The sequence below is a fragment of the Candidatus Desulforudis audaxviator MP104C genome, from assembly GCF_000018425.1.
Taxonomy (GTDB): domain Bacteria; phylum Bacillota; class Desulfotomaculia; order Desulfotomaculales; family Desulforudaceae; genus Desulforudis; species Desulforudis audaxviator.
This window is the reverse complement of record NC_010424.1, coordinates 1,162,084-1,180,859: the sequence shown is the minus strand read 5'-3', so window position 1 is coordinate 1,180,859 and position 18,776 is coordinate 1,162,084. Positions and strand designations below refer to the sequence as shown.

Here is an 18,776-nt window from a genome sequence, read left to right as displayed (position 1 = left end):
CTACGCGACGATCTCAAGTTACATAGTATACTTCCTCAAGTACTTGCGGAAACCCGCCTCACAGGCCTTGTAGTCGAGGCTCCGCACGTGCGCCAGGAGCCGCAGTTCCTCCGTCAGGTGCGGGTAAGGCACCCGTGCGGTCGGCAGCTTCTCCTTTTTGCTCAGAAGGGCGGTGTATACGATGGCCCGCGCCGCGAGCAGTTCCTCCCCTTCCGTGCTGGTCGGCGCCCGGAAGACGGCGCGCAGTGTGAGGACGTCTCCGGGAGAATAGAGCTGGCGCGGCGCTCCCGGACCCCCGACTTCGTCCAGGGCGGCCTCCAAAAGGTAGCGCGGATGCACCCGCCCATAGGTTTCGGGATTGGAGTACTCCTTCCCCGCCGCCAACTGCTGCCGCAGGAAGACAAAGAACGCCAGGTGAATGTATCCGGCCTCCACGTAGACCTTTCCCGCATAGGCGCCCGACCGCGCCCCGGCGGCGATCGCCTCCGCCCGCAAACGCGCCCTTAGCCGCAGGCGTGCCGCGTCCGCGTGCGCGAACTCCCGGCAGGCCGCCACCGCGACCCCGAAATCCCCGCTCCCGATTTTTCGGTAGAAGTTCATGAGAGCGGCGGTGGCCCTGGCCTCTGCCAGGTATACCTCCCCCAGTTCCGGCATCTCCCGGATCTGCTCCGGATCGACGCCCTGGTTATCCAGGAGGTCGTAGATCCGCTCCATTCGCTCCAGGTATGGCTCCACCTGCTCGATGCGCTTCCCTGCCGCATACAGTCCACGCAGGAGCAGACAGGCGTGCCGGGTGAACTCCGGAAAAGCTGGCACCATCTCCTCCACGTACGCCTCGATCTTCATCCGCCCCGCCAACATCTCCTGGAATACCGGGTCCGGTGGTTCCTCCAGGAGGATCAAGTCGTGTCCCTCCATCTCCCGGGCCATGTGCTCCAACACTTCCACCCGGTGCGGCGAAAATCCGATGGTGATCAATCCCCGGCCCCCTATCCTATCACTTACCCTCAGAGAATCGCAGGCCACGTCCCGCCCAAGCTGCTGCCTCATTGCGACGGCAATCCTCCCGCATTCATACTACCCAACGCCGCGTTCAGGGGTCAACCGGAGACCCTGCAGCTTGAAATATCCATCTATCCATCGACCCCCTTGCTTTTGGCTTGCCGCCAGCTTATCATCATGGGTAAAAGAACATTGGGAGGTGTTCGCAATGCGCAAGGAATTGTCCCCTTTTGACGGGCTTGAACTGTTGATCAGAAAGCCCGTGAAGAGCCTTTTCCGCCTGTTGGACGAGCCCTTCGAGGAATTTGCCAAGTCCGCCGTGGACGTCTATGAAGAAGGCAACGATGTCGTAATCAAGGCCGATCTGCCCGGATTCAAGAAAGAAGAGATCCGCATTCAACTGGAGGATAACACCCTGTCCCTGGAGGCCAAGCGTGAGAAGGACGAGGAAGTGAGTGAAAGGAACTACTACCGCAAGGAGCGCCGTGAAGTATACGTGAGAGAGGCGATCACCCTGCCGGCCGAAGTGGACCGGGACAAGGCGGCCGCCAAACTGGAAAACGGCGTGCTGATCATCCGGTTGCCCAAGACCGGCCCAACCAGGTCCGGAACGACAATCAACATCGAGTAATACGGAGTGCTAACAAGAAAAGCCACCCGGCCCATGGTCAGGGGTGGCTTTTCTGTTGTTGGGGGCCAGTCTACCGGGCCCGGTGACTTTGCCCTTAACGGTACGCGTTATCAGTGACAATACCCGCCTGCCAGTATCGGCAAGTGATACTAAAACCATCACTCTCGGCAACTAGCTGGCATAGCGGCAACCCGCCTAGATGTCCAAACCTTTAAGCACCCCGCGCACCGCACTCACGGAACGGTCGAAGGCCGCCTGCTCTTCCGCAGTCAGCTCGAGTTCGATGATCCGCTCGATGCCTCCGGCCCCCACGATGGTGGGCACGCCGGCGCAGATGTCGCGGTGGCCGTACTCGCCGTCCAGGTAGGCCGCGCACGGCAGGATCCGCTTCTTGTCCTTCAAGACAGCCTCCAGCATTTGCGTGATCGCCGCGCCCGGAGCGTAGTAGGCGCTGCCGGTCTTCAACAACTCCACAATCTCGGCGCCGCCCTGGCGGGTGCGCTGCACCAGTTCCGCCAGCCGGTCCGCGGGGATGAGTTTCTCGACCGGAATGGCCCCGGCGTAAGTGTACCGCACCAAGGGTACCATATGGTCGCCGTGCCCGCCCAGCACCAGGGTGGTCACATCCTCGAACGAGATCCCCAGTTCCAGGGCCACAAAGGTGCGGAACCGAGCCCCGTCCAGGATTCCGGACATCCCGAACACCTTCCCGCGGGGCAGTCCCGAAGCCTTGTAGGCCACGTAGCACATCACGTCCAAGGGGTTGGTGACCACGATGATCAGCGCATCCGGTGAGTACCGGGCGATCTCGGCCGCCGCCTGCCGCACTATCTTGACGTTGATGCTTACCAGGTCGTCCCGGCTCATCCCAGGCTTGCGGGCCACCCCGGCCGTGATCACGGCGACGTCGGAGCCGGCCGTGTCGCGGTAGTCGTTTGTCCCGGTGATCATACAGTCGAATCCCTCGACCGGCGCCGCTTCCATCAGGTCGAGCGCCTTCCCCTGGGGCACCCCCTCCGCCACATCCAGCAGGACAATGTCCCCCAGTTCCTTGGCCGCGATCCAGTGCGCGCAGGTGGCACCCACGTTCCCGGCCCCAACGATGCTGATCTTCTTCCTCCTCAACTAACTGCCTCCCTCTCGTAACAGATGTATCTCCCGCGCCCGGCGGGTCTGGCCAAGCGTCCCTATGCGGTTTCGGCCGCCTCCGCCTCACGCTCGGCCTTCTCCCGCGCTTTGGCCTTGCGCTTCTCCACCATACCGACAATGAGGATGGATAACTCGAACAGGCTGTACATCGGGGTGGCCAGCAAAAGGCAGGTCAACAGGTCGGCCGGGGTGAGCATCGCCGAGACAATAACGATGACCAGCAGGGCATGCTTGCGAATTTTGATCATGAACGCCCTGGTGACCACCCCGAGCTTGGCCAGCAGGTAGGCGGCCAGAGGCAACTGGGCCACCAGGCCGAACGGCAGGGTGAATTTAATGGTGAACGACACGTAGTTGGCCAGCGTGAGCATTGGCATCAGTTCTTCGCCGGCGAACCGGAGCAGGAACTGTACACCCAGGCGGTACACCACGAAGAAGGAAAAGGCGACCCCGCCGATAAACGCCAGGTAGGACAGGACCACGAAAATGGTGAAGTACTTACGCTCATCCCGCTTGAGAGCCGGCAGAATGAAGCTCCACACCTGCCACAGGATGATGGGCAGCGCGGCCAGGAACCCCAGGTAGAGGGACAACCGGAAATAGGTCATCACCGGCTCGGTGACACCTAGGAATTGCAGGTCGTAACCGAGACTGGCGACCGGTTCCTTGACTATCCCCAGGAAGAAATCCCGGGCAAAGAAAAAGGCGATAGCAAACACCACAACGGCGACTATAGACACGAGAAAGACACGCCGCAATTCGTGCAGGTGTTCGACCACGCTCATCTCCTTGTCGCTAATGTCAACCAACTGGTATGCCTCCAGTCAAACAACAACCCCCAGGGAGCTTCTCCTTAATCCCAGGGGTTGAGAAAGATGCCCTAAACCGATAAAACTTAGCTCTGCGCCGACTTCGGCGCTTCTTCCTCCTTGGTAACTTCCAGGGTCCGCTTTGCTTCGTACACGTCTTCTTTGACTTCCTTGATGCTGTCGGTCACGTCGGCAAAGGTTTCCCGTGACGACTTCCGGAACTCGCGGATCGTCTTACCCAGCGATTTTCCCACCTCGGGCAGCTTGCCCGGTCCGAAGACAATGAGGGCCAACGCCAGAATCAAGATCAGCTCGGGTATGCCGATATTCGGAAGCACTATCCCTCAGCCCCTCTTTTCACAGTATTGCTTCAACAGTCTTGGGGTTTCGCCGTGCAAGGGGAAAATCCTGCTTGCCGCACTTCCCTCGCCTGACTTTTCTGACACCGCGAATCCGGATCCGAACTCCCCGGAGTCCGGAGTCTGCTCTAACCTTTGGCTGTCTCGGACGGTTCCTCACGCGTGGTCGCTTCCGGCGTCTGCCGACCGTCCCCGGCCTTCAGCTGCTTGTTCACTTCCACGGCTTCCTGCACTGCCTCAGGCTCGTCGCGGGTGGATTTGCGGAACTCCCTGATGGTCTTACCCAAAGACTTGCCCACCTCGGGGAGCTTCCCGGGTCCGAAGATAATCAGGGCCACTACCAGGATCAGTATCAGTTCGGGTATGCCGATATTCGGAAGCAACGGCCACCCCCCTTTCTTGCCTCTGATTGGTCATCTTATATGATTTCGCCTTAAACCGGCCGTTTCCTGCACCAGCTCCGCCGAAATGTACGTCGGCCGGCGGGAGCAACCGGTCAGCCTATTAACTGGCGGTTATGGAAGCCCTCTTCGCCAGCGCCAGATCTTCCAGACGAGCTGGAACACCCGCAACACACCGGTGAAAACCCCACGCCGTGCCGGGTCGGCCACGTAGTCGGTACTTGGGTCAGGTGCCGCTGCCCGGGCCGCGGCCGCCGCCTGCTCGCGCGCGGCTTTCTCCCGTTCCTCCCGCAGCTCCCTCCGGCTCTTGGGCGGAGGCAGACCGCGGTTCGCCTCCTTCCGGTACTCCTTCACCATCCGCCCAAGCGCCTTCCCCAGTTCGGGCAACTTGCCCGGCCCGAGGATTACCACGATCACCGCCAGGATCAGGATCAATTCCGGGATGCCGATGTTCGGAAGCAAGACTTCTTCCTCTCCTCCCCGGAGTCGGTCATCTCTTCTGTACCGTCGGGTTACCTGATTCGCCAGCCCGAAGCGCAAACCCTTTCGCAGCCGTTAGTTTCCGAAAGACACCCCGATCTGGCGCGCCATGCGCACCATGTCGCTGCCCAACGGCACGCGCCGCATCTCGCCCACCGCCTCTACAAGCGGCACAGAGGCGATATGCGGGGTGCGCAGGCAGACCATCTCCCCGAAGCGGCCTTCCATCACCAGGTTCACGGCCGCCGCCCCGAAGCGGCTGCCCAGAATCCGGTCGAAGGGCGTGGGCGACCCGCCCCGCTGCAGGTGCCCGAGTACGGTCACCCGAGTTTCGATCCCGGTAATCTCCTCAATCTGTTCACCGACCACGTTACCGATTCCCCCCAGCCGGATCTTTTCGAAGCTGTCCTCGACCACTTTCTTGACCACCATTTCCCCGCCGATCGCCCGGGCACCCTCGGCCACGACGACGATGGAAAACTGTTTGCCGGCCGCGCTCCGCTCCTTGATCTTGTCGCACACCTTGTAGATGTCGAAGGGGATCTCGGGGATCAGGATGACGTCGGCCCCGCCGGCCAGGCCGGCCTGCAGGGCGATCCAGCCGGCGTAACGGCCCATGACCTCCAGCACCATGATCCGGTAGTGCGATTCAGCCGTGGTGTGCAGCTTGTCGATCGCCTCGGTGGCCGTCTTGAGGGCGGTGTCAAAACCGAAGGTCTGATCGGTCGCGGACAGGTCGTTGTCGATGGTCTTCGGCACGCCGACCACCGGGACGGCGTATTTCTCCCAGAGTTGGGAGGCGATTTTCAGGCTTCCGTCCCCGCCGATCACGATCAGCGCCTCGATGGCATGTTTCGCCAGCGTCTCCGGCACCCGGATCGAAACGTCGCGGAACTCCACTTCCCCGCTCTCCAGCCGGATCGGGTAGTGAAAGGGGTTGTCCCGGTTGGTGGTGCCCAGGATGGTCCCACCGCGGGGCAGAATGCCCATGACTTCTTTGGTGGTCAGCTTCCGGGTACGGTCTTCGATCAGGCCGCCGAAACCCTGTTCGATGCCGATCACCCGGATGCCGTAGTGGTTTACGGCCACCTTGACGGCGGCCCGGATCACCGCGTTGATTCCCGGAGCGTCCCCGCCCCCGGTCAGGATGCCGATCTTTTTAATGCCTTTCCTGCGCCTGGCGCTCAAACCTGTCATCCCTCCTGTCTGTTTCCGGCCCACCGGCTGCCGTTTCGCTGTCTTTAAACTGGGTGCAATCCGCGGGTTCGACTCCTCCTGACATTCCTGACACCCCACTGAAGGAGCTATCACCGGAAAACGTAGGGCCTCCCCGACCCCACCTCCTGTGTCTCCTGCCCGGCCTGTTTCAGCAGTTCGTCCAGCACCCGGCCCAGGTTGCTGATGGCGGCGCCGTAGCCGCTCCAGTCTCCTTCGCGCAGGCGCTCCTGGGCGCGTTCATATTCACGGTTCGCTTCCTCGATCAGGTCGGCCATGGTGCGCACCACGGGGACTTCGTCCAGCGGCCCGGCATCAGGGTCGGTTACCGGTGGCGGGGCCGCCCCGGGGGCGCCCGGCGTCCCGAACATCGCGGCCAGGGCCCGCGGGAGGTCGGGTTCGAATACCACGCGCTCACCGTGCAAGAGCACCACCCGGCGCAACTCGGGCATCCGGCCGTCCTCGGCCTGCAGGTAGATCGGCTCAATGTAGAGCAGGCTGTCCTCGATCGGGATGCTCAGCAGGTTGCCCCGGATCACCCGCGTACCCCGGTTCTCCCACAGCGTAAGCTGCTGGGAGATGTATTGGTCCTGGTTGATGCGGGCCTCGACCTGCATCGGGCCGTACACCAGGCTCTGCTTGGGCATTTCGTACACCAGCAGATTTCCGTAGTGTTCCCCATCGGAACGGGCCGCCATCCAGCCGATCATATTCTCGCGACCATGGGGAGTGAAAGGCATAATCAGCACGAATTCAGGGGCCTCCTCGCCCGGGAGCCGCACGATGGTGTAGTACGGTTCCACCGGGCGTTTTTCCTGCCCGAAGATTTCGGTCGGCAGGCTCCACTTGTCCTCCCGGTTATAGAAGACAGCTGCGTTCTGCATGTGGTAGGTGGCGTACATCTCGGCCTGCACCTTGAATAGGTCGACCGGGTAGCGGATGTGCGCCCGCAGGCTGGCCGGCATTTCATCTATTTCCTTGAACATGTCCGGGAAGATCAGGGCGAAACTCCGGATCAGCGGGTCTTCGGGTTCGGCCACGTAGAAGTCGACGTCGCCGGTGTAGGCGTCCACCACGACCTTCACCGCGTTCCGGATGTAGTTGTTCCGGCCCTGGAAGGGCTCGGCGTAGGGAAACATGTTAGTCGTTGTGTAGGCGTCCCATAGCCAGTACAGTTTTCCGTTGTTCACCACGATGTACGGGTCTTGGTCGAACATCAGGAACGGCGCCAGCTTCGGCACCCGTTCCCGTATGTTCCTGTAGTACAGAATCCGGCTGTCCGGCCGCACGTCCGTCGACAGCATGATCTTGTAGTCGGCCAGGGCCACCGCGAACACGAGGCGCTTCAGGATCGAACCCAGCGTCACCCCGCTGTCGGCTGCCGCGTGAGTGGTGTGCACGTTGGTTTCGCCTTCGGGGTAGTTGAACTCCAACTGGTCGGTATTCACGATCACATAGTTGTCGGTGGCTTCGCCGAAGTAGATCTCCGGTCTCTCCAGGTGAATGTCGGTGTCGGTTTTAGGCGGGATATCCTTGAGTAAGAACACCGGCTGGCCCTCGCGTGTCACCTCGTTTACCGGGCTCATGGCCACCCCGTAGCCGTGGGTGTAGATCAGCCTCTGGTTTACCCACGTCTTGGCCTGTTCGGGCAGTCGGCTCTGATCCAGTTCCCGTGCAGCTAGCATGACTTGTCGGTACACACCGTTGATCGTATATCGGTCAACGTCGATATGTTTAAGCTCGTAGTAGGTCCGTATCTGCTGCAGTTGGCCGTAGCTGGCCTGCAGCGGCTCCCGGTCCCAGAGGCGGATATTGCTGGTCGTCTCGCTGTTCGCCTGGATCGCGTCCAGATCCACCGTGCGTCCCGCCGGGAACGCCTTCCGGTCCACCTGGTCCAGGTTGTACGCTTTCCTTGTGAAGGCGATGCTGTGTTCAATGAACGGCGCCTCGCGGGCCAGTTCGTTCGGCCCGACCACAAATCTCTGCAGCAGCGCCGGGTAAACCAAACCGAGCACCAGGGAAACCACGATCAGGCCGCCCACGGCGTAGGCCAAAACTCCCGTCCGGCGCAGGAAGATGTTCGCGATCACCGCCAGCGCGGCCAGCACGGCCAAGATCAGCAGCACCCGGTACGCCAGTAGCGTGCCGTTGATGTCGGTGTAGCCGGGGCCGAACACCACGCCCCGGGGCGAGTAGAGCAAGAGGTACTGCTGGAGCAGGTAACCCCAGGCCTTGACCAGCAGTATGAAGGCCAACAGGCCCGAAAGGTGCGTCCGTACGTGACTGTTGGCCAACAGACCCCGCAGGCCCTGGAAGGGGTTGGAAATGAAGTAGGCGATGCCCACAAACAAAACAGTGACGATACCGCTCCAGAAGAGAATGTTAAAGAGGAAAATATGGAACGGCAGGGTGAAGACGTAGAACCCGACGTCCTTCCCGAAAATAGGGTCGGCTATCCCGAAAGAAGAGGGGTTCAAAAACTTCTGGAGGAGCACCCAGTCCCCGGCCGCCGACAGACTGAACATATAGGCCAGCACAGCGCTCACGGCCAGGAAGAACAAGGTAATGATCCGGTTGTTCAGGATTTGCTTCCAAGGGATGTCCTGCAGTTGAATCACGTTCTCCTGCTGGAGCGTGATGTGGCCCTGTTCCAGGACCACCCGCCTGGTCAGCAGCAGGTTAACGAATATGAAGGCAAAGAACAGCAGGCCAACTGCGACCCGGAGGCCGAGGTCGGAGAGGAGGATGGTGACAAACACGTTGCTGTAACCCAAGGACTGGAACCATAACCAGTCGGTATAAAGCCGGGCTCCGCCCCCCAGCAGCATGATGAAAAGCACGATCGCCGCCACTACGGCGTAAAAGGTCCACCGTCGGGCACCCAAAATAGAAATACCTCCTTTAAAAAATAATTACACGACGGGGTCGTGCTCAAAACTTGTTGCGGTTTCTTGCCGACTCCTGATTCAGACTCTTCAGTTCCGGTGCCAGGCTCCGGTTCGGAGTTCTAACCTACCGGCTTTGTCGGTTTCTGCGTTTTGTCAGCTTCGTGCCTCAGCTTGTTTTGGCACAACTCACAGATGGAAACATTCTTTTTCGGTTCCGGAGTGAAAAGATCGTCGTCCTCGGTGGTCGCACTCATATCCTCGACAACGAACTTCCGACCGCAGAGGATACACCTTTTTTCCACTTCTTATTCCCCCCTTATACTTGACCGCCGATCTTAGCGGACATGCCGCGGACGCTTGTCAACCAACTCAAAAGCCGGTATAAGGTTGGCGATAATCTCCGCCTTCCCTCCAACCCTGCTAAAATCCACACTAGTAAATATTTCCCCTTTGTCGGTGGCGATATACTTGGGAGGCAGGCGGTTGAGGGCGATCGCCATCACGTCCTCACGGCAGCGTTCGCAACCGCACAAGTCCGGTTTGCGCTTCCGGATTTCGGCCAGCACATCGTCAAAGACCTCGGCCACCGCCACCTCAACGTAGTTTTTCAGCATCGGCTGTCATCCCCCATATTCAAGACTCACACTCAAGCTCAGCGCCGCAGAGTCGCGACGAGCCGTCCCGGCTTCAGCAACAGGTCCAGGCCCTCGATGATGTTCCGGACCACCACGTCTGCGGCCATCAGGGAGCCGACCGCAGCACCTTCCCCTTCCAGGACCGCGACCCCGAGCCCGGCCGCCTCCAACATCGGGATATCGTTCGCGCCGTTTCCGAAAGCGGCTGTTTCCGCCGCCCCCAATTCCCGCACAAAACGTTCCTTTTCGGGACCGCCGGGGTTTGTGGCCAGCACGGTGACCTCACAATCGATGTCCCGGCAAGCCTGGCGCACCGTCCCGAAAGTATCCGCGGTGACCACAAAAACCTGTATGTGACCGGCTAGTTGGTTAAGACGCTCCGCCACTCCGGGCCTGATGTTGCCGTCCACCGCGAGCGTTCCGTTGAAGTCGAACACTGCGTTTTTGATGGTCAGAACGCCCCGGGCGGGGATATCAAAACCGAGCACGTTCGAACTCCTTTCGGCGCTTAGGATTCCAATGAGGTCTAACCATGCCTATTCTACCGGGATACCGGGTGTAATGTCAAAACGCGAACACCCCTACTCCTTCCTGCTTCTGCCAGACGCCTCCGATTTTAGGGTGGCCGCATAAAAAACTGTCAACTCCCGGAAGTGTTCCGGGAGTTGATAACGAAAACTGCCAGTGGCTAGCGGCCCAGACTCGCCAGAAGGTCCTGGGTCACCTTACCGATTTCCTGGTCGCCGTTTATTTCCTTAAGCAGTCCCTGTTTGCCGTAGTATTCGATGAGGGGTTGGGTCTGGGCCTCGTAGACATCCAGACGCTGGTTCACCGTGGCTTCGGTGTCGTCACTGCGCTGGTACAGTTCCCCGCCGCATTTGTCGCATTTGCCGTCTTCCTTCGGCGCGTTGAACAGCACGTGGAAGGTCGCGCCGCAAACCCGGCAGACCCGACGACCGGTCAAGCGGTCCAGGAGCTTGCCCCGGGGCACCGCGATGTTCAGCACCGCGTCTAGAATGATGCCCATATCCTTCAGGGTGGCGTCCAGTGCCTCCGCCTGGGGCACAGTCCGCGGGAAGCCGTCGAGTAGAAAGCCGTTGGCGCAATCCGGCTTGGACAGCCGGTCCTTAACCATCGCCACCACCAGTTCGTCCGGAACCAGCTGGCCCGCGTCCATATACTCCTTGGCCTTCAACCCGAGTTCCGTTCCGCCCTTGACGTTTTCGCGGAACATGTCCCCGGTGGAGATATGGGTAATCTTCAGTTCCCTTACCAACACTTCGCACTGTGTTCCCTTGCCGCCCCCAGGCGGACCCATGATCAGAAGATTCACAGCTCCTCTACCCCTCCTGTTCTTTAGACTTCTTGTCCCATTCCAGGTCAAAAAAATGGTCGGGATGACAGGATTTGAACCTGCGGCCTCACGGTCCCGAACCGTGCGCTCTAGCCAAACTGAGCTACATCCCGCTTACCTTTCTTATCTTAGCGGAAACGAGCCCTAAAGTCAAGAATCTGCTTGCTCCTCGAGCCGCGCCGCGATTCGCCGTGCCCAGGCCACCGGCAGTTCGACCTCGATCTCCACTCCATCCTCCCGGTGGTGCTCTGCCAGTACCCGGCCGTGCTCATACGCCAGCGCTACCAACTGGGTGCGGCTGTAGGGAATCAGGAAGCGCTCCCGTGTCCGCCAGGTGGAAAGCGCGTCCGCGACGGCGGCCCTGAGGGTGTCCAGGCCCGCCCCGGTCAGGGCCGAAACGGCCACATCGTTTCGCCCCAGGAGGTCCAGCTCCCCGGGTTCGACCAGATCGGTCTTGTTGAACACCATCAGCCGCGGTTTGCCGCCGGCACCAAGTTCCTCCAGCACCCCGTCCACCGCCGTGATATGGGCCTGGTGCGCGGGGTGGCTCAGGTCGACCACGTGCAACAACAGGTCGGCCTCCACTACCTCCTCCAGGGTGGCCCGGAAGGCGGCCACCAGATGATGCGGCAGGTGCCGGATAAACCCGACCGTATCGGTGAGCACCACCACCTCGTTCGTCGGGAGGCGCAGCTGCCGGCTGGTCGGGTCCAGAGTGGCAAACAGGCGGTCTTCAACGGATACCACCGCACCGGTAAGGGCGTTCAGAAGCGACGACTTCCCGGCGTTGGTGTACCCCACCAGCGCCACCAGCGGCACCGGGGCCACTTTCCGGGCCCGCCGGAGCAACTGCCGGTGCCGGCGAACCTCGGCAATCTCGCGCTGCAAGTCGGCGATCCGCTGGCGGATTCGGCGCCGATCCGTTTCCAGTTTGGTTTCACCGGGGCCCCGAGTGCCAATGCCGCCGCCCAGCCGTGAGAGTTCGGTGCCCCGGCCGGTCAGCCGTGGCAAAACATAGTTCAACTGGGCCAGTTCCACCTGGAGTTTCCCTTCCCGGGTACGGGCCCGCCGCGCAAAGATGTCCAGTATGATCTGGGTGCGGTCGAGCACCCGTACACCGGTCACGTTTTCCAGATTTCGTGCCTGGGCGGGAGACAGGTCCTGGTCGAAGATCAGAAGCCCCGCGCCCGCGGCGCTGCAGAGCGCCGCCAGTTCCTCGGCCTTCCCGCGGCCGACAAAGTGCGCCGGGTCCGGACGCGGCCTTTTCTGCAGCACGGTGCCCGCAACTTCGGCCCCGGCCGTCCTGGCCAGGCGGTTCAACTCATTGAGGCTCTCCCGCACCTCTGCCCCCGTGAGACTCCCAAGCTCAACCCCTACCAGCACCGCTTTCTCCGCGCTGCCATCCGGAACTGCCGTCAACAGCCCGCCCCCTTTCCTTAATTAAGCTAAGCACATCATAACATCCGGTCGGGATCGGGAGCAAAGCACTGCGGATTCGGGTCCGTGTCAAGACTTAGTAGGCGATCTCCCAGCCGATTTAATTTGAATTAGACCGTAGACCACCTCGGTGAACTAATCTCTCTTACTATGTGCTTGACCCAGTGTTTTCCGGCGTGCGGTCCTTCAAGGGCGGGCACGTTGGCTTGAAGCCAGGCCTCGGGATCTTTGCCGAAGCGTTTGGGCAGTTGGATTGCCTCGGCTCCGACAGCCTTTTTCAGTAGGTCGAACCGGGGTTCCGAGTGTACCGCGTATCTGTCCAGCTCATCATTAGCCCGTACCGCTAACAGGCGTCCCATCCGTTCCGCACCGGCCGGGCTCCAACGCGCCCCAATCCGCTTTGTTCGCCTGGCGATGGTGTGACGGACCTGGCCCTCGATCGCACCTAAACGGTCTCCCTCCGGCAAGGCGGCGATACCTTGCCAGTTAGCCAGGAGATACTCCTTAAGCCGCATGATCCCGTTACGGCGTGCACCCCGGTTGACCCGAATCGCCTGATCCAAGGCGGAAACTACCGCATCTTGGTTTAGCTCGGCTAACCCTTCGGTGACAGTTTCATAGACGTTGCTGCTGTAACTTAAAGCCTCGGTTAAACGCCGGCGCAGGTGGAAGGGGTCAAGGTGGTAAGTCGCCCCGGGGAACATCTCCAGGCCTTGTTTGATCCACTCGGCGCCGTCCCCACCAATGCGGATCCGCTCTACCCTGCTAAGGTCCCACTTGTGGCCGAAGGCCGCCCCGGTGTCTTCCCAAGCCACCCGGCTGCCCCTGGCGGTGGCCACCGTGTAACGGTTCACCAGTTTCCGGGTCTTTTGTTCCCTGCCCTCGTAGCCGATAAACAGCTTGATCTCACCAAACGCCTTGGGCGACCGCTGCAAGGGTATTACTACACCATCGGCTTCAATGGATAACTCCCGAACCTCCTTGCCGCCTTCAGGGACCACACCGTCTTCAAAGACGGCCTCGCGTAGTGCCTCAGCATCCCGGGCGGCCTTTTCTCCAGCATCCTGAACCTTAGACCAGACGGTCATCCAGTGAATCCCCGGTACTAGAAAACCCATAACCCGGGCCGCGCGCCTGAAGGGCATCTCCGTGCCTAGCTCCAGGATCATACGGGTCATCCGCGGTGTCACCCGTTGGCGTTCAGGGATTCCCAAGGCTTCGTCCAGAAGGAACCGGTACGCGCCGGTCTTCTGGTTACGGTACAGTCGGCGCTTAACCGTAATCTCACCGAAGCTGGTGACCAGGGTCCGCGACCGCTGTCCCACGTTCTTGAGGGCTGGATCCCGCTTGCCGCTTAACTCAAGGTCAATGTGTGCCAGCGCCTCCTCCAGCATTTTGCCGCCTGCCTGTTGAACCAACCGCTGCACCCGCTCTTCCAACTCATCCATATTGCGCACCGACCTGAACACCTCAAAAATTCCCTTGGCCAGAAACAGGACTACCTCAAGCAGAAAGCGAATCTTGAACATGAGACCTCACTCCTTTGGCGGGGAGGGCTTCCCCTCAGGGGAAGCCGTTTTGAGGTCTCACTTCTATTTCCGACCTCACATCTCCTACTTAAACCTTACACTCACCGGATTCGGCCAAAATATCGGTGATGGCACTTGTACCGGTAATATGGCAGGGATTCGAACCGGTTCCGTCGAACACTGAAAAAACCAAAAAATAGATATCAAGAGGAGTCCTGGTCTAACGTGCAGTACATCAGCGGAGCCCAGTTGCAGGAAGTGCTGGTTACTGGGGCAGCCCGCCTGGCCCGCATGCGCCAGGAAATCGACCGGCTGAACGTTTTCCCGGTGCCTGACGGCGACACCGGCACTAATATGTACCTGACTTTCTTGGTCGCGTTGCAGGAACTTGGCCAGGTTGGCGACGACTCACTTGGTGCCGTGACCAAGGCGGTAGCCCACGGTGCGCTCTTGGGTGCCCGCGGCAATTCCGGCGTCATCCTGTCCCAGATCCTCCAAGGCTTTGCCAGCGCCCTGGCCGGTAAGGACCAGGGATGTGCCGGAGATATCGCGGTCGCCCTGGAGAAAGGCGTCGAATTCGCCTACCGGGCAATGAGCGAGCCGGTGGAGGGCACCATCCTGACCGTCGCCCGGAGCGCCGCCGAAGCAGCCCGCGAGGCCGCGGAGCGCAGCCCGGACCTGCGCCGCCTGAGCCTCCACGTTTACCGGAGGGCTGCCGAAACCCTGACCCTAACTCCGGAAATGCTCCCGGTGTTGAAGAAAGCCGGAGTGGTCGATGCCGGGGGAAAGGGGCTTCTGGTCATTCTCGAGGGTATGCTCCATGTCTTCCGCCGTTTCCGGCAGGAAGAACTGCTCACTGCTTCGTTTGACTTTCTCACTGGTTCGGGGCAGAGTACCCCACGCATGGAAGAGCCGGGAGATATCCGCTTCCTCTATTGCACCGAATTTCTGGTGCGGGGTCCGGACCTGAAGAGCGATGAACTCCGGGCCAACTTGCGCCACCTGGGCGACTGCCTGATGGTGGTCGGCAACGGGAACATGCTCAAGGTCCACATCCACTCCAATAACCCCGGCCGCGTCCTTGAGGAGGGGCTACGTCACGGCACCCTGCACGAGGTGCACATCAACAACATGGCCGACCAAACCGCCGAACTCAAACAGCCCAAGAAACCCCTCGGGCTGGTGGCGGTCGTATCCGGCGAGGGGTTGGCCAAGATCTTTGAAAGCCTGGGAACCGACACCATCGTATCCGGGCAGCAAACAATGAACCCCAGCACTGAGGAAATCCTGCGCGCCGTGGAGCGTGTCCCCGCGGACCGGGTCCTCATTCTGCCGAACAACTCGAACATCATCCTGGCCGCCCAGCAGGCCCAGGCGCTATCCAAGAAGGAAGTGCGCGTGGTACCCAGCCGCACTGTCCCCCAAGGCCTGGCCGCCATGCTCGCCTTTGCGCCGGACGCCAGCCTGGAAGCGAACGTATCCCGGATGGAGGCCGCCCTGGGAAATGTACTGACCGGCGAGGTCACCCAGGCGGTACGGGACGCCACGGTAGACGGCCAGGAGATCACAGCGGGCGGCTGGCTCGGCATAGCCGAAGGGAAGCTGGTCACCGGCGGCAGCCTGGCCGAGGTGACCGAGAAGGTAATCGGCGCGCTGGTGGCCACCGGCAGCCTAGTCACGCTGTACCACGGCAAAAACGTGAGCACCGCCGAAGCCGAGGAAATGCTTGCCGGCCTCCGGGCTGTTTTCCCCGGCGCCGAGTTCGAACTATATTACGGCGGACAACCCCTGTACCATTTTATTATTTCTGTGGAGTGATGAGCCTCAATGAAAAGCGTACACATTGTTACCGACAGCACCGCCGACATCCCCGCCGAGTTGGCTGAGCGGCACGAGATCACCGTGGTCCCCTTGAAGGTGATCTTCAGTGACGAAGAGTTCTACCGCGACGGGATCGACCTAACGCCGGAACAGTTCTTTGTGCGCCTCGCAGAACTTCCGGCCTCCACTTCCCAGCCGTCCCCGGCGGAGTTCCTGGACGTCTACCGGCCCCTGGCGGAGCAAGGCCGGGATATCATCTCCGTGCACATCTCGGCGGCCCTGAGCGGCACCGTGCACTCGGCCCAGGCGGCCCGGGCCCTGCTCCCGGACGCATCGGTCGAGGTCATCGACTCGAAGGTCACCAGCATCCCCCTGGGCATGGCGGTGCTCGCCGCCGCGCGGGCGGCACAGGCCGGCCTAGGCCGAGCGGAAATCCTTGAACTCTTAAACTCCATTCTGGACTCCACCGGTGTTTACTTCATGGTGGACACCCTGGAGTACCTGCAGCGGGGCGGGCGTATCGGCCGGGCGCAGGGGCTTCTGGGCACCCTCCTCAACATTAAGCCGATCTTAATGCTCAAGGATGGCCTGGTAACCCCGCTCGACAAAGTCCGGGGCCGGGCCAAGGGTCTGGAGCGCCTGGCGGGGGTGCTGGAGGAGGCGGCGCGTCAGGGGCCCATCAAGTACGGCATCACCCACGGGAACACCCCTGAGCTTTTCGCCCGGCTGGAGGAGAAATTGACCACGCGTGTCGGGTTTGGGCCTGACCTGTCCTGCCGCGTCGGGGGTGTAATCGGCGCTCACGTGGGACCGAGTGTGGTCGGCTTTTCATTCCACCGAGACGTGGGCTGGTAACGCAGGTGTGCCCGGTATTCCGTTCGGGCACGCTTGGCGTTTCCGAATAACTCTCTGGGTACATCTAGCGCACCTGTGATTTGTGCAGCCGGTGTTCAATCAGGCGCCGGTACACGTTTTCTAGTTGGCCCGCCAGCACCTTGGCGGAGAGTTCCCGGGCGTTTTCCCGGGCGGTGCTGGCCATTCTCCGGCGCAATCCTTCGTCGTTCAACAGTAGGAGTATTTTCTCGGAAAAAGCCTGCTCGGATAGGCTGGTCAGAAACCCGTCCTCGCCGTGACTGACCATCTCGGCGACGCCGAACGCGTCCACCGCCACGGCCGGCACTCCGGCCGCCTTCGCCTCTCCGATGACCAGTCCCTGCGTTTCGGTCACGGACGGAAACACAAACAGGTCAGCCCCGGCATAGCAGTGCACTACATCTCGTCCGGCCAGCGGGCCGGTGAACACCGTGCGCTCGGCGATCCCCAGCGCCTGTGCCATCAGCTTCAGGTTCCCGGTCTCCGGGCCGCCGCCCACCAGCACCAGGCGGACCGGCGTTTGCGGCAGGCCGTCAAGGACCTGCCGGTAGGCACGCAAGAGGAATTCGATGTTCTTTTCCTGCCCCAATCGGCCCACAAAGAGAAGAACCTTTTCCTCCGCCCCGATCCCGTATCGTTCCCGAAGCCACTGCGGGTCACCCTGCTGGAAATCCTCAACCTTGATTCCGCTAGGAAGCTTGGTTACCGGCACCTGCACCCCGAGGCCGCGGATGTACTCGCCGATCACCCAGGTGGGCACGAGGACCATGTCGCAGCGGTTGCAGAACTGCACGGAGAGTTTCTGGGTCATCTTCCGCGTCAGGTTGCGGGCTACCGGGATGTAGTGCACATACTGGTCGTACAGGGTGTGGTAGGTGAAAACGAGCGGGAGTTCCAGATCCCGTGCGCAACGGGCACCCAGCCGGCCGAGCATGAACGGTGAATGGACGTGGATGATGTTCACCTTAAGCTGTTTCAGGGTGGCTTTCAGGCGCAGGGAAATCGGAATTGCGATGTTGTAGTCGGGGTTGGTCGGGGACGGCACGGAATAGAAACGGAAGATCGTCTCTTCCCGAGACTGAACCTGTCCGTAACGCGGCGCAAAAATATAGACCTGGTGGCCCAGGGCGAGCAATTCCTCGCTGAAGGTTTCGATAGAGCGCACCACACCACTGGTGTAGGGGCGGTAGCTGTCGGTGAATATGGCCACTCTCATTTCGGGCTCCCCTCTTCCCCTTGGTCATTGTGCAAAGCGTTCCCGCTTAGTGATTTCTCCACCCACCCCGCGCAAACAGGGCGCCCGGCGTCCTGCTCCGTCCCGCGTTCCGGAGGTCTTTTTTGCTCCTAGCCTGCGGTACCGGATGGGCTGAAGGTTCGGATGAGGGCCAGCAGGAACCACAATCCCAACAAGGGCACCGCCACCCGCGCGACCTTGACCTCCAGGAGCTTGGCGCCGCCGATGGACGCCAGGGCCAGCCCCCAGATTGTAAACGGGTTCACGGCATCCAGCAACGGGAACCATTTTGAATCCACGCCACCCGGCACGAGGTACGCCGCGTTGATGCCGAGTTGCAGGTAATCCAGGCGCTCGGGGTCGGCGAAGTACCGCACCACAGAATCCAGGTACAGCCCCAGCATGTGCGGCACCATGCCGAAAATTGCCACGTTGAACAATAGGCCGAACGTCACCGTCCGCCCGGCTCCGGTCGCCAGAATTCTGATGAGCAGAGCAATCATAAACCAGGTGATTGCGGGGCCGAGCAGGGCATCCGTTGAAGCCACCGCCGGCGCCTGGTCGGCGAAGCGGGCCAGTTCCTCCGCCGGCACTTCAGGCGGCGGGGCGTGTTCCACCAGCCAGCGGGCGTGCTGGTGGATCTTGTCCCAGATCAGCAGCACAAACAACAGGTTGGTGCCCAAAAGCAAGGATGCCGCCGTCAGCGCCCGCGGCTGGCGGACGATATCATCCAGGGTGCGGAGCGGGTTGACGAGCATCCCGACAATGCGCGACGCCGTACCCATGGGAGGAATATCCCCATGAGGGGGACAGTCCCCTTTGGGCCCCAGGGAGACTGTCCCCTTCTTTGCTGCACCCTTCGCCTTCCGGCCCTTGCCGTCACCCCCGCCATCGCCTTTACGGTCAGTCCCGGCGGCCCTGCCGCCCCTCTTTTTGCGGCCTGCTCTCGCGGCCATCGA

Annotated in this window: 18 protein-coding genes and 1 tRNA gene; 3 read left to right on the top strand and 16 right to left on the bottom strand. The window is 61.2% G+C overall.

Translation table 11 applies throughout. The features are described from left to right. Positions 1 to 18: 18 nt before the first annotated feature. Positions 19 to 978, bottom strand: a complete 960-nt coding sequence (locus DAUD_RS05665) for a hypothetical protein (protein ID WP_041570845.1) — start codon at positions 976 to 978, stop codon at positions 19 to 21. Between the two features lie 232 nt (positions 979 to 1,210). Between DAUD_RS05665 and hsp14 the strand changes: the two genes are divergently transcribed. Then, positions 1,211 to 1,633 (top strand): archaeal heat shock protein Hsp14, encoded by a 423-nt coding sequence (gene hsp14, locus DAUD_RS12455; protein WP_041570844.1) that lies wholly within the window; start codon positions 1,211 to 1,213, stop codon positions 1,631 to 1,633. Positions 1,634 to 1,828: 195 nt separating this feature from the next. Here hsp14 and mdh read toward each other — a convergent pair whose 3' ends face one another. The 13 genes from mdh to DAUD_RS05590 all read right to left on the bottom strand — a co-directional run bounded on the left by mdh (position 1,829) and on the right by DAUD_RS05590 (position 13,889). Then, positions 1,829 to 2,758: a malate dehydrogenase gene (gene mdh / locus DAUD_RS05655; RefSeq protein WP_012302218.1), complete on the bottom strand. Its 930-nt coding sequence runs from the start codon at positions 2,756 to 2,758 to the stop codon at positions 1,829 to 1,831. 62 nt (positions 2,759 to 2,820) lie between these two features. Next, the gene (gene tatC, locus DAUD_RS05650) at positions 2,821 to 3,591 is read right to left on the bottom strand and encodes a twin-arginine translocase subunit TatC (protein WP_012302217.1); all 771 of its coding nucleotides are present in this window, start codon (positions 3,589 to 3,591) and stop codon (positions 2,821 to 2,823) included. Positions 3,592 to 3,677: 86 nt separating this feature from the next. Beyond that, complete coding sequence (tatA, locus tag DAUD_RS05645) at positions 3,678 to 3,929, bottom strand: twin-arginine translocase TatA/TatE family subunit (RefSeq protein WP_012302216.1); 252 nt, start codon at positions 3,927 to 3,929, stop codon at positions 3,678 to 3,680. Positions 3,930 to 4,078: 149 nt separating this feature from the next. Next, a complete protein-coding gene (locus DAUD_RS05640) occupies positions 4,079 to 4,333 on the bottom strand; it encodes a twin-arginine translocase TatA/TatE family subunit (protein WP_012302215.1) in 255 nt (84 codons plus the stop codon). 132 nt (positions 4,334 to 4,465) lie between these two features. Next, on the bottom strand, positions 4,466 to 4,813 hold the full coding sequence (locus DAUD_RS05635) for a twin-arginine translocase TatA/TatE family subunit (RefSeq protein ID WP_012302214.1): 348 nt from the start codon (positions 4,811 to 4,813) through the stop codon (positions 4,466 to 4,468). 93 nt (positions 4,814 to 4,906) lie between these two features. Further along, on the bottom strand, positions 4,907 to 6,028 hold the full coding sequence (locus DAUD_RS05630) for a 6-phosphofructokinase (protein WP_041570843.1): 1,122 nt from the start codon (positions 6,026 to 6,028) through the stop codon (positions 4,907 to 4,909). A gap of 110 nt (positions 6,029 to 6,138) precedes the next feature. Next, positions 6,139 to 8,931 (bottom strand): UPF0182 family membrane protein, encoded by a 2,793-nt coding sequence (locus DAUD_RS05625; RefSeq protein WP_012302212.1) that lies wholly within the window; start codon positions 8,929 to 8,931, stop codon positions 6,139 to 6,141. A 338-nt stretch (positions 8,932 to 9,269) separates the two neighbouring features. Continuing rightward, the gene (locus tag DAUD_RS05615; protein WP_012302210.1) at positions 9,270 to 9,548 is read right to left on the bottom strand and encodes a late competence development ComFB family protein; all 279 of its coding nucleotides are present in this window, start codon (positions 9,546 to 9,548) and stop codon (positions 9,270 to 9,272) included. A gap of 38 nt (positions 9,549 to 9,586) precedes the next feature. Further along, positions 9,587 to 10,057 carry an HAD family hydrolase gene (locus DAUD_RS05610; RefSeq protein ID WP_012302209.1) on the bottom strand — a complete coding sequence of 157 codons (471 nt, stop codon included), beginning with the start codon at positions 10,055 to 10,057 and terminating at the stop codon, positions 9,587 to 9,589. Between the two features lie 200 nt (positions 10,058 to 10,257). Continuing rightward, positions 10,258 to 10,902, bottom strand: coding sequence for an adenylate kinase (locus DAUD_RS05605; protein WP_012302208.1), 645 nt, complete (start codon positions 10,900 to 10,902; stop codon positions 10,258 to 10,260). Positions 10,903 to 10,958: 56 nt separating this feature from the next. Continuing rightward, positions 10,959 to 11,036, bottom strand: a tRNA-Pro gene (locus tag DAUD_RS05600). 37 nt (positions 11,037 to 11,073) lie between these two features. Then, positions 11,074 to 12,342 (bottom strand): GTPase HflX, encoded by a 1,269-nt coding sequence (hflX, locus tag DAUD_RS05595; protein WP_012302207.1) that lies wholly within the window; start codon positions 12,340 to 12,342, stop codon positions 11,074 to 11,076. A 128-nt stretch (positions 12,343 to 12,470) separates the two neighbouring features. Next, positions 12,471 to 13,889 (bottom strand): ISLre2-like element ISCde3 family transposase, encoded by a 1,419-nt coding sequence (locus tag DAUD_RS05590; RefSeq protein WP_012302206.1) that lies wholly within the window; start codon positions 13,887 to 13,889, stop codon positions 12,471 to 12,473. Between the two features lie 225 nt (positions 13,890 to 14,114). Between DAUD_RS05590 and DAUD_RS05585 the strand changes: the two genes are divergently transcribed. Both DAUD_RS05585 and DAUD_RS05580 read left to right on the top strand, forming a co-directional pair. Further along, positions 14,115 to 15,707 carry a DAK2 domain-containing protein gene (locus DAUD_RS05585; RefSeq protein WP_012302205.1) on the top strand — a complete coding sequence of 531 codons (1,593 nt, stop codon included), beginning with the start codon at positions 14,115 to 14,117 and terminating at the stop codon, positions 15,705 to 15,707. A gap of 9 nt (positions 15,708 to 15,716) precedes the next feature. Beyond that, positions 15,717 to 16,565: a DegV family protein gene (locus tag DAUD_RS05580; protein ID WP_012302204.1), complete on the top strand. Its 849-nt coding sequence runs from the start codon at positions 15,717 to 15,719 to the stop codon at positions 16,563 to 16,565. Between the two features lie 64 nt (positions 16,566 to 16,629). Here DAUD_RS05580 and DAUD_RS05575 read toward each other — a convergent pair whose 3' ends face one another. Both DAUD_RS05575 and DAUD_RS05570 read right to left on the bottom strand, forming a co-directional pair. Then, positions 16,630 to 17,799, bottom strand: a complete 1,170-nt coding sequence (locus DAUD_RS05575; RefSeq protein ID WP_012302203.1) for a glycosyltransferase family 4 protein — start codon at positions 17,797 to 17,799, stop codon at positions 16,630 to 16,632. A gap of 128 nt (positions 17,800 to 17,927) precedes the next feature. Further along, positions 17,928 to 18,773: a YIP1 family protein gene (locus DAUD_RS05570; protein ID WP_012302202.1), complete on the bottom strand. Its 846-nt coding sequence runs from the start codon at positions 18,771 to 18,773 to the stop codon at positions 17,928 to 17,930. Positions 18,774 to 18,776: the final 3 nt, after the last annotated feature.

Excerpts from the sequence above, each read along its gene's own strand:
- hsp14 (WP_041570844.1), top strand. The coding sequence starts at position 1,211 with ATGCGCAAGGAATTGTCCCCTTTTGACGGGCTTGAACTGTTGATCAGA.
- DAUD_RS05630 (WP_041570843.1), bottom strand. The coding sequence starts at position 6,028 with ATGACAGGTTTGAGCGCCAGGCGCAGGAAAGGCATTAAAAAGATCGGC.
- DAUD_RS05615 (WP_012302210.1), bottom strand. The coding sequence starts at position 9,548 with ATGCTGAAAAACTACGTTGAGGTGGCGGTGGCCGAGGTCTTTGACGAT.
- DAUD_RS05590 (WP_012302206.1), bottom strand. The coding sequence starts at position 13,889 with ATGTTCAAGATTCGCTTTCTGCTTGAGGTAGTCCTGTTTCTGGCCAAG.
- DAUD_RS05580 (WP_012302204.1), top strand. The coding sequence starts at position 15,717 with ATGAAAAGCGTACACATTGTTACCGACAGCACCGCCGACATCCCCGCC.
- DAUD_RS05575 (WP_012302203.1), bottom strand. The coding sequence starts at position 17,799 with ATGAGAGTGGCCATATTCACCGACAGCTACCGCCCCTACACCAGTGGT.
- DAUD_RS05570 (WP_012302202.1), bottom strand. The coding sequence starts at position 18,773 with ATGGCCGCGAGAGCAGGCCGCAAAAAGAGGGGCGGCAGGGCCGCCGGG.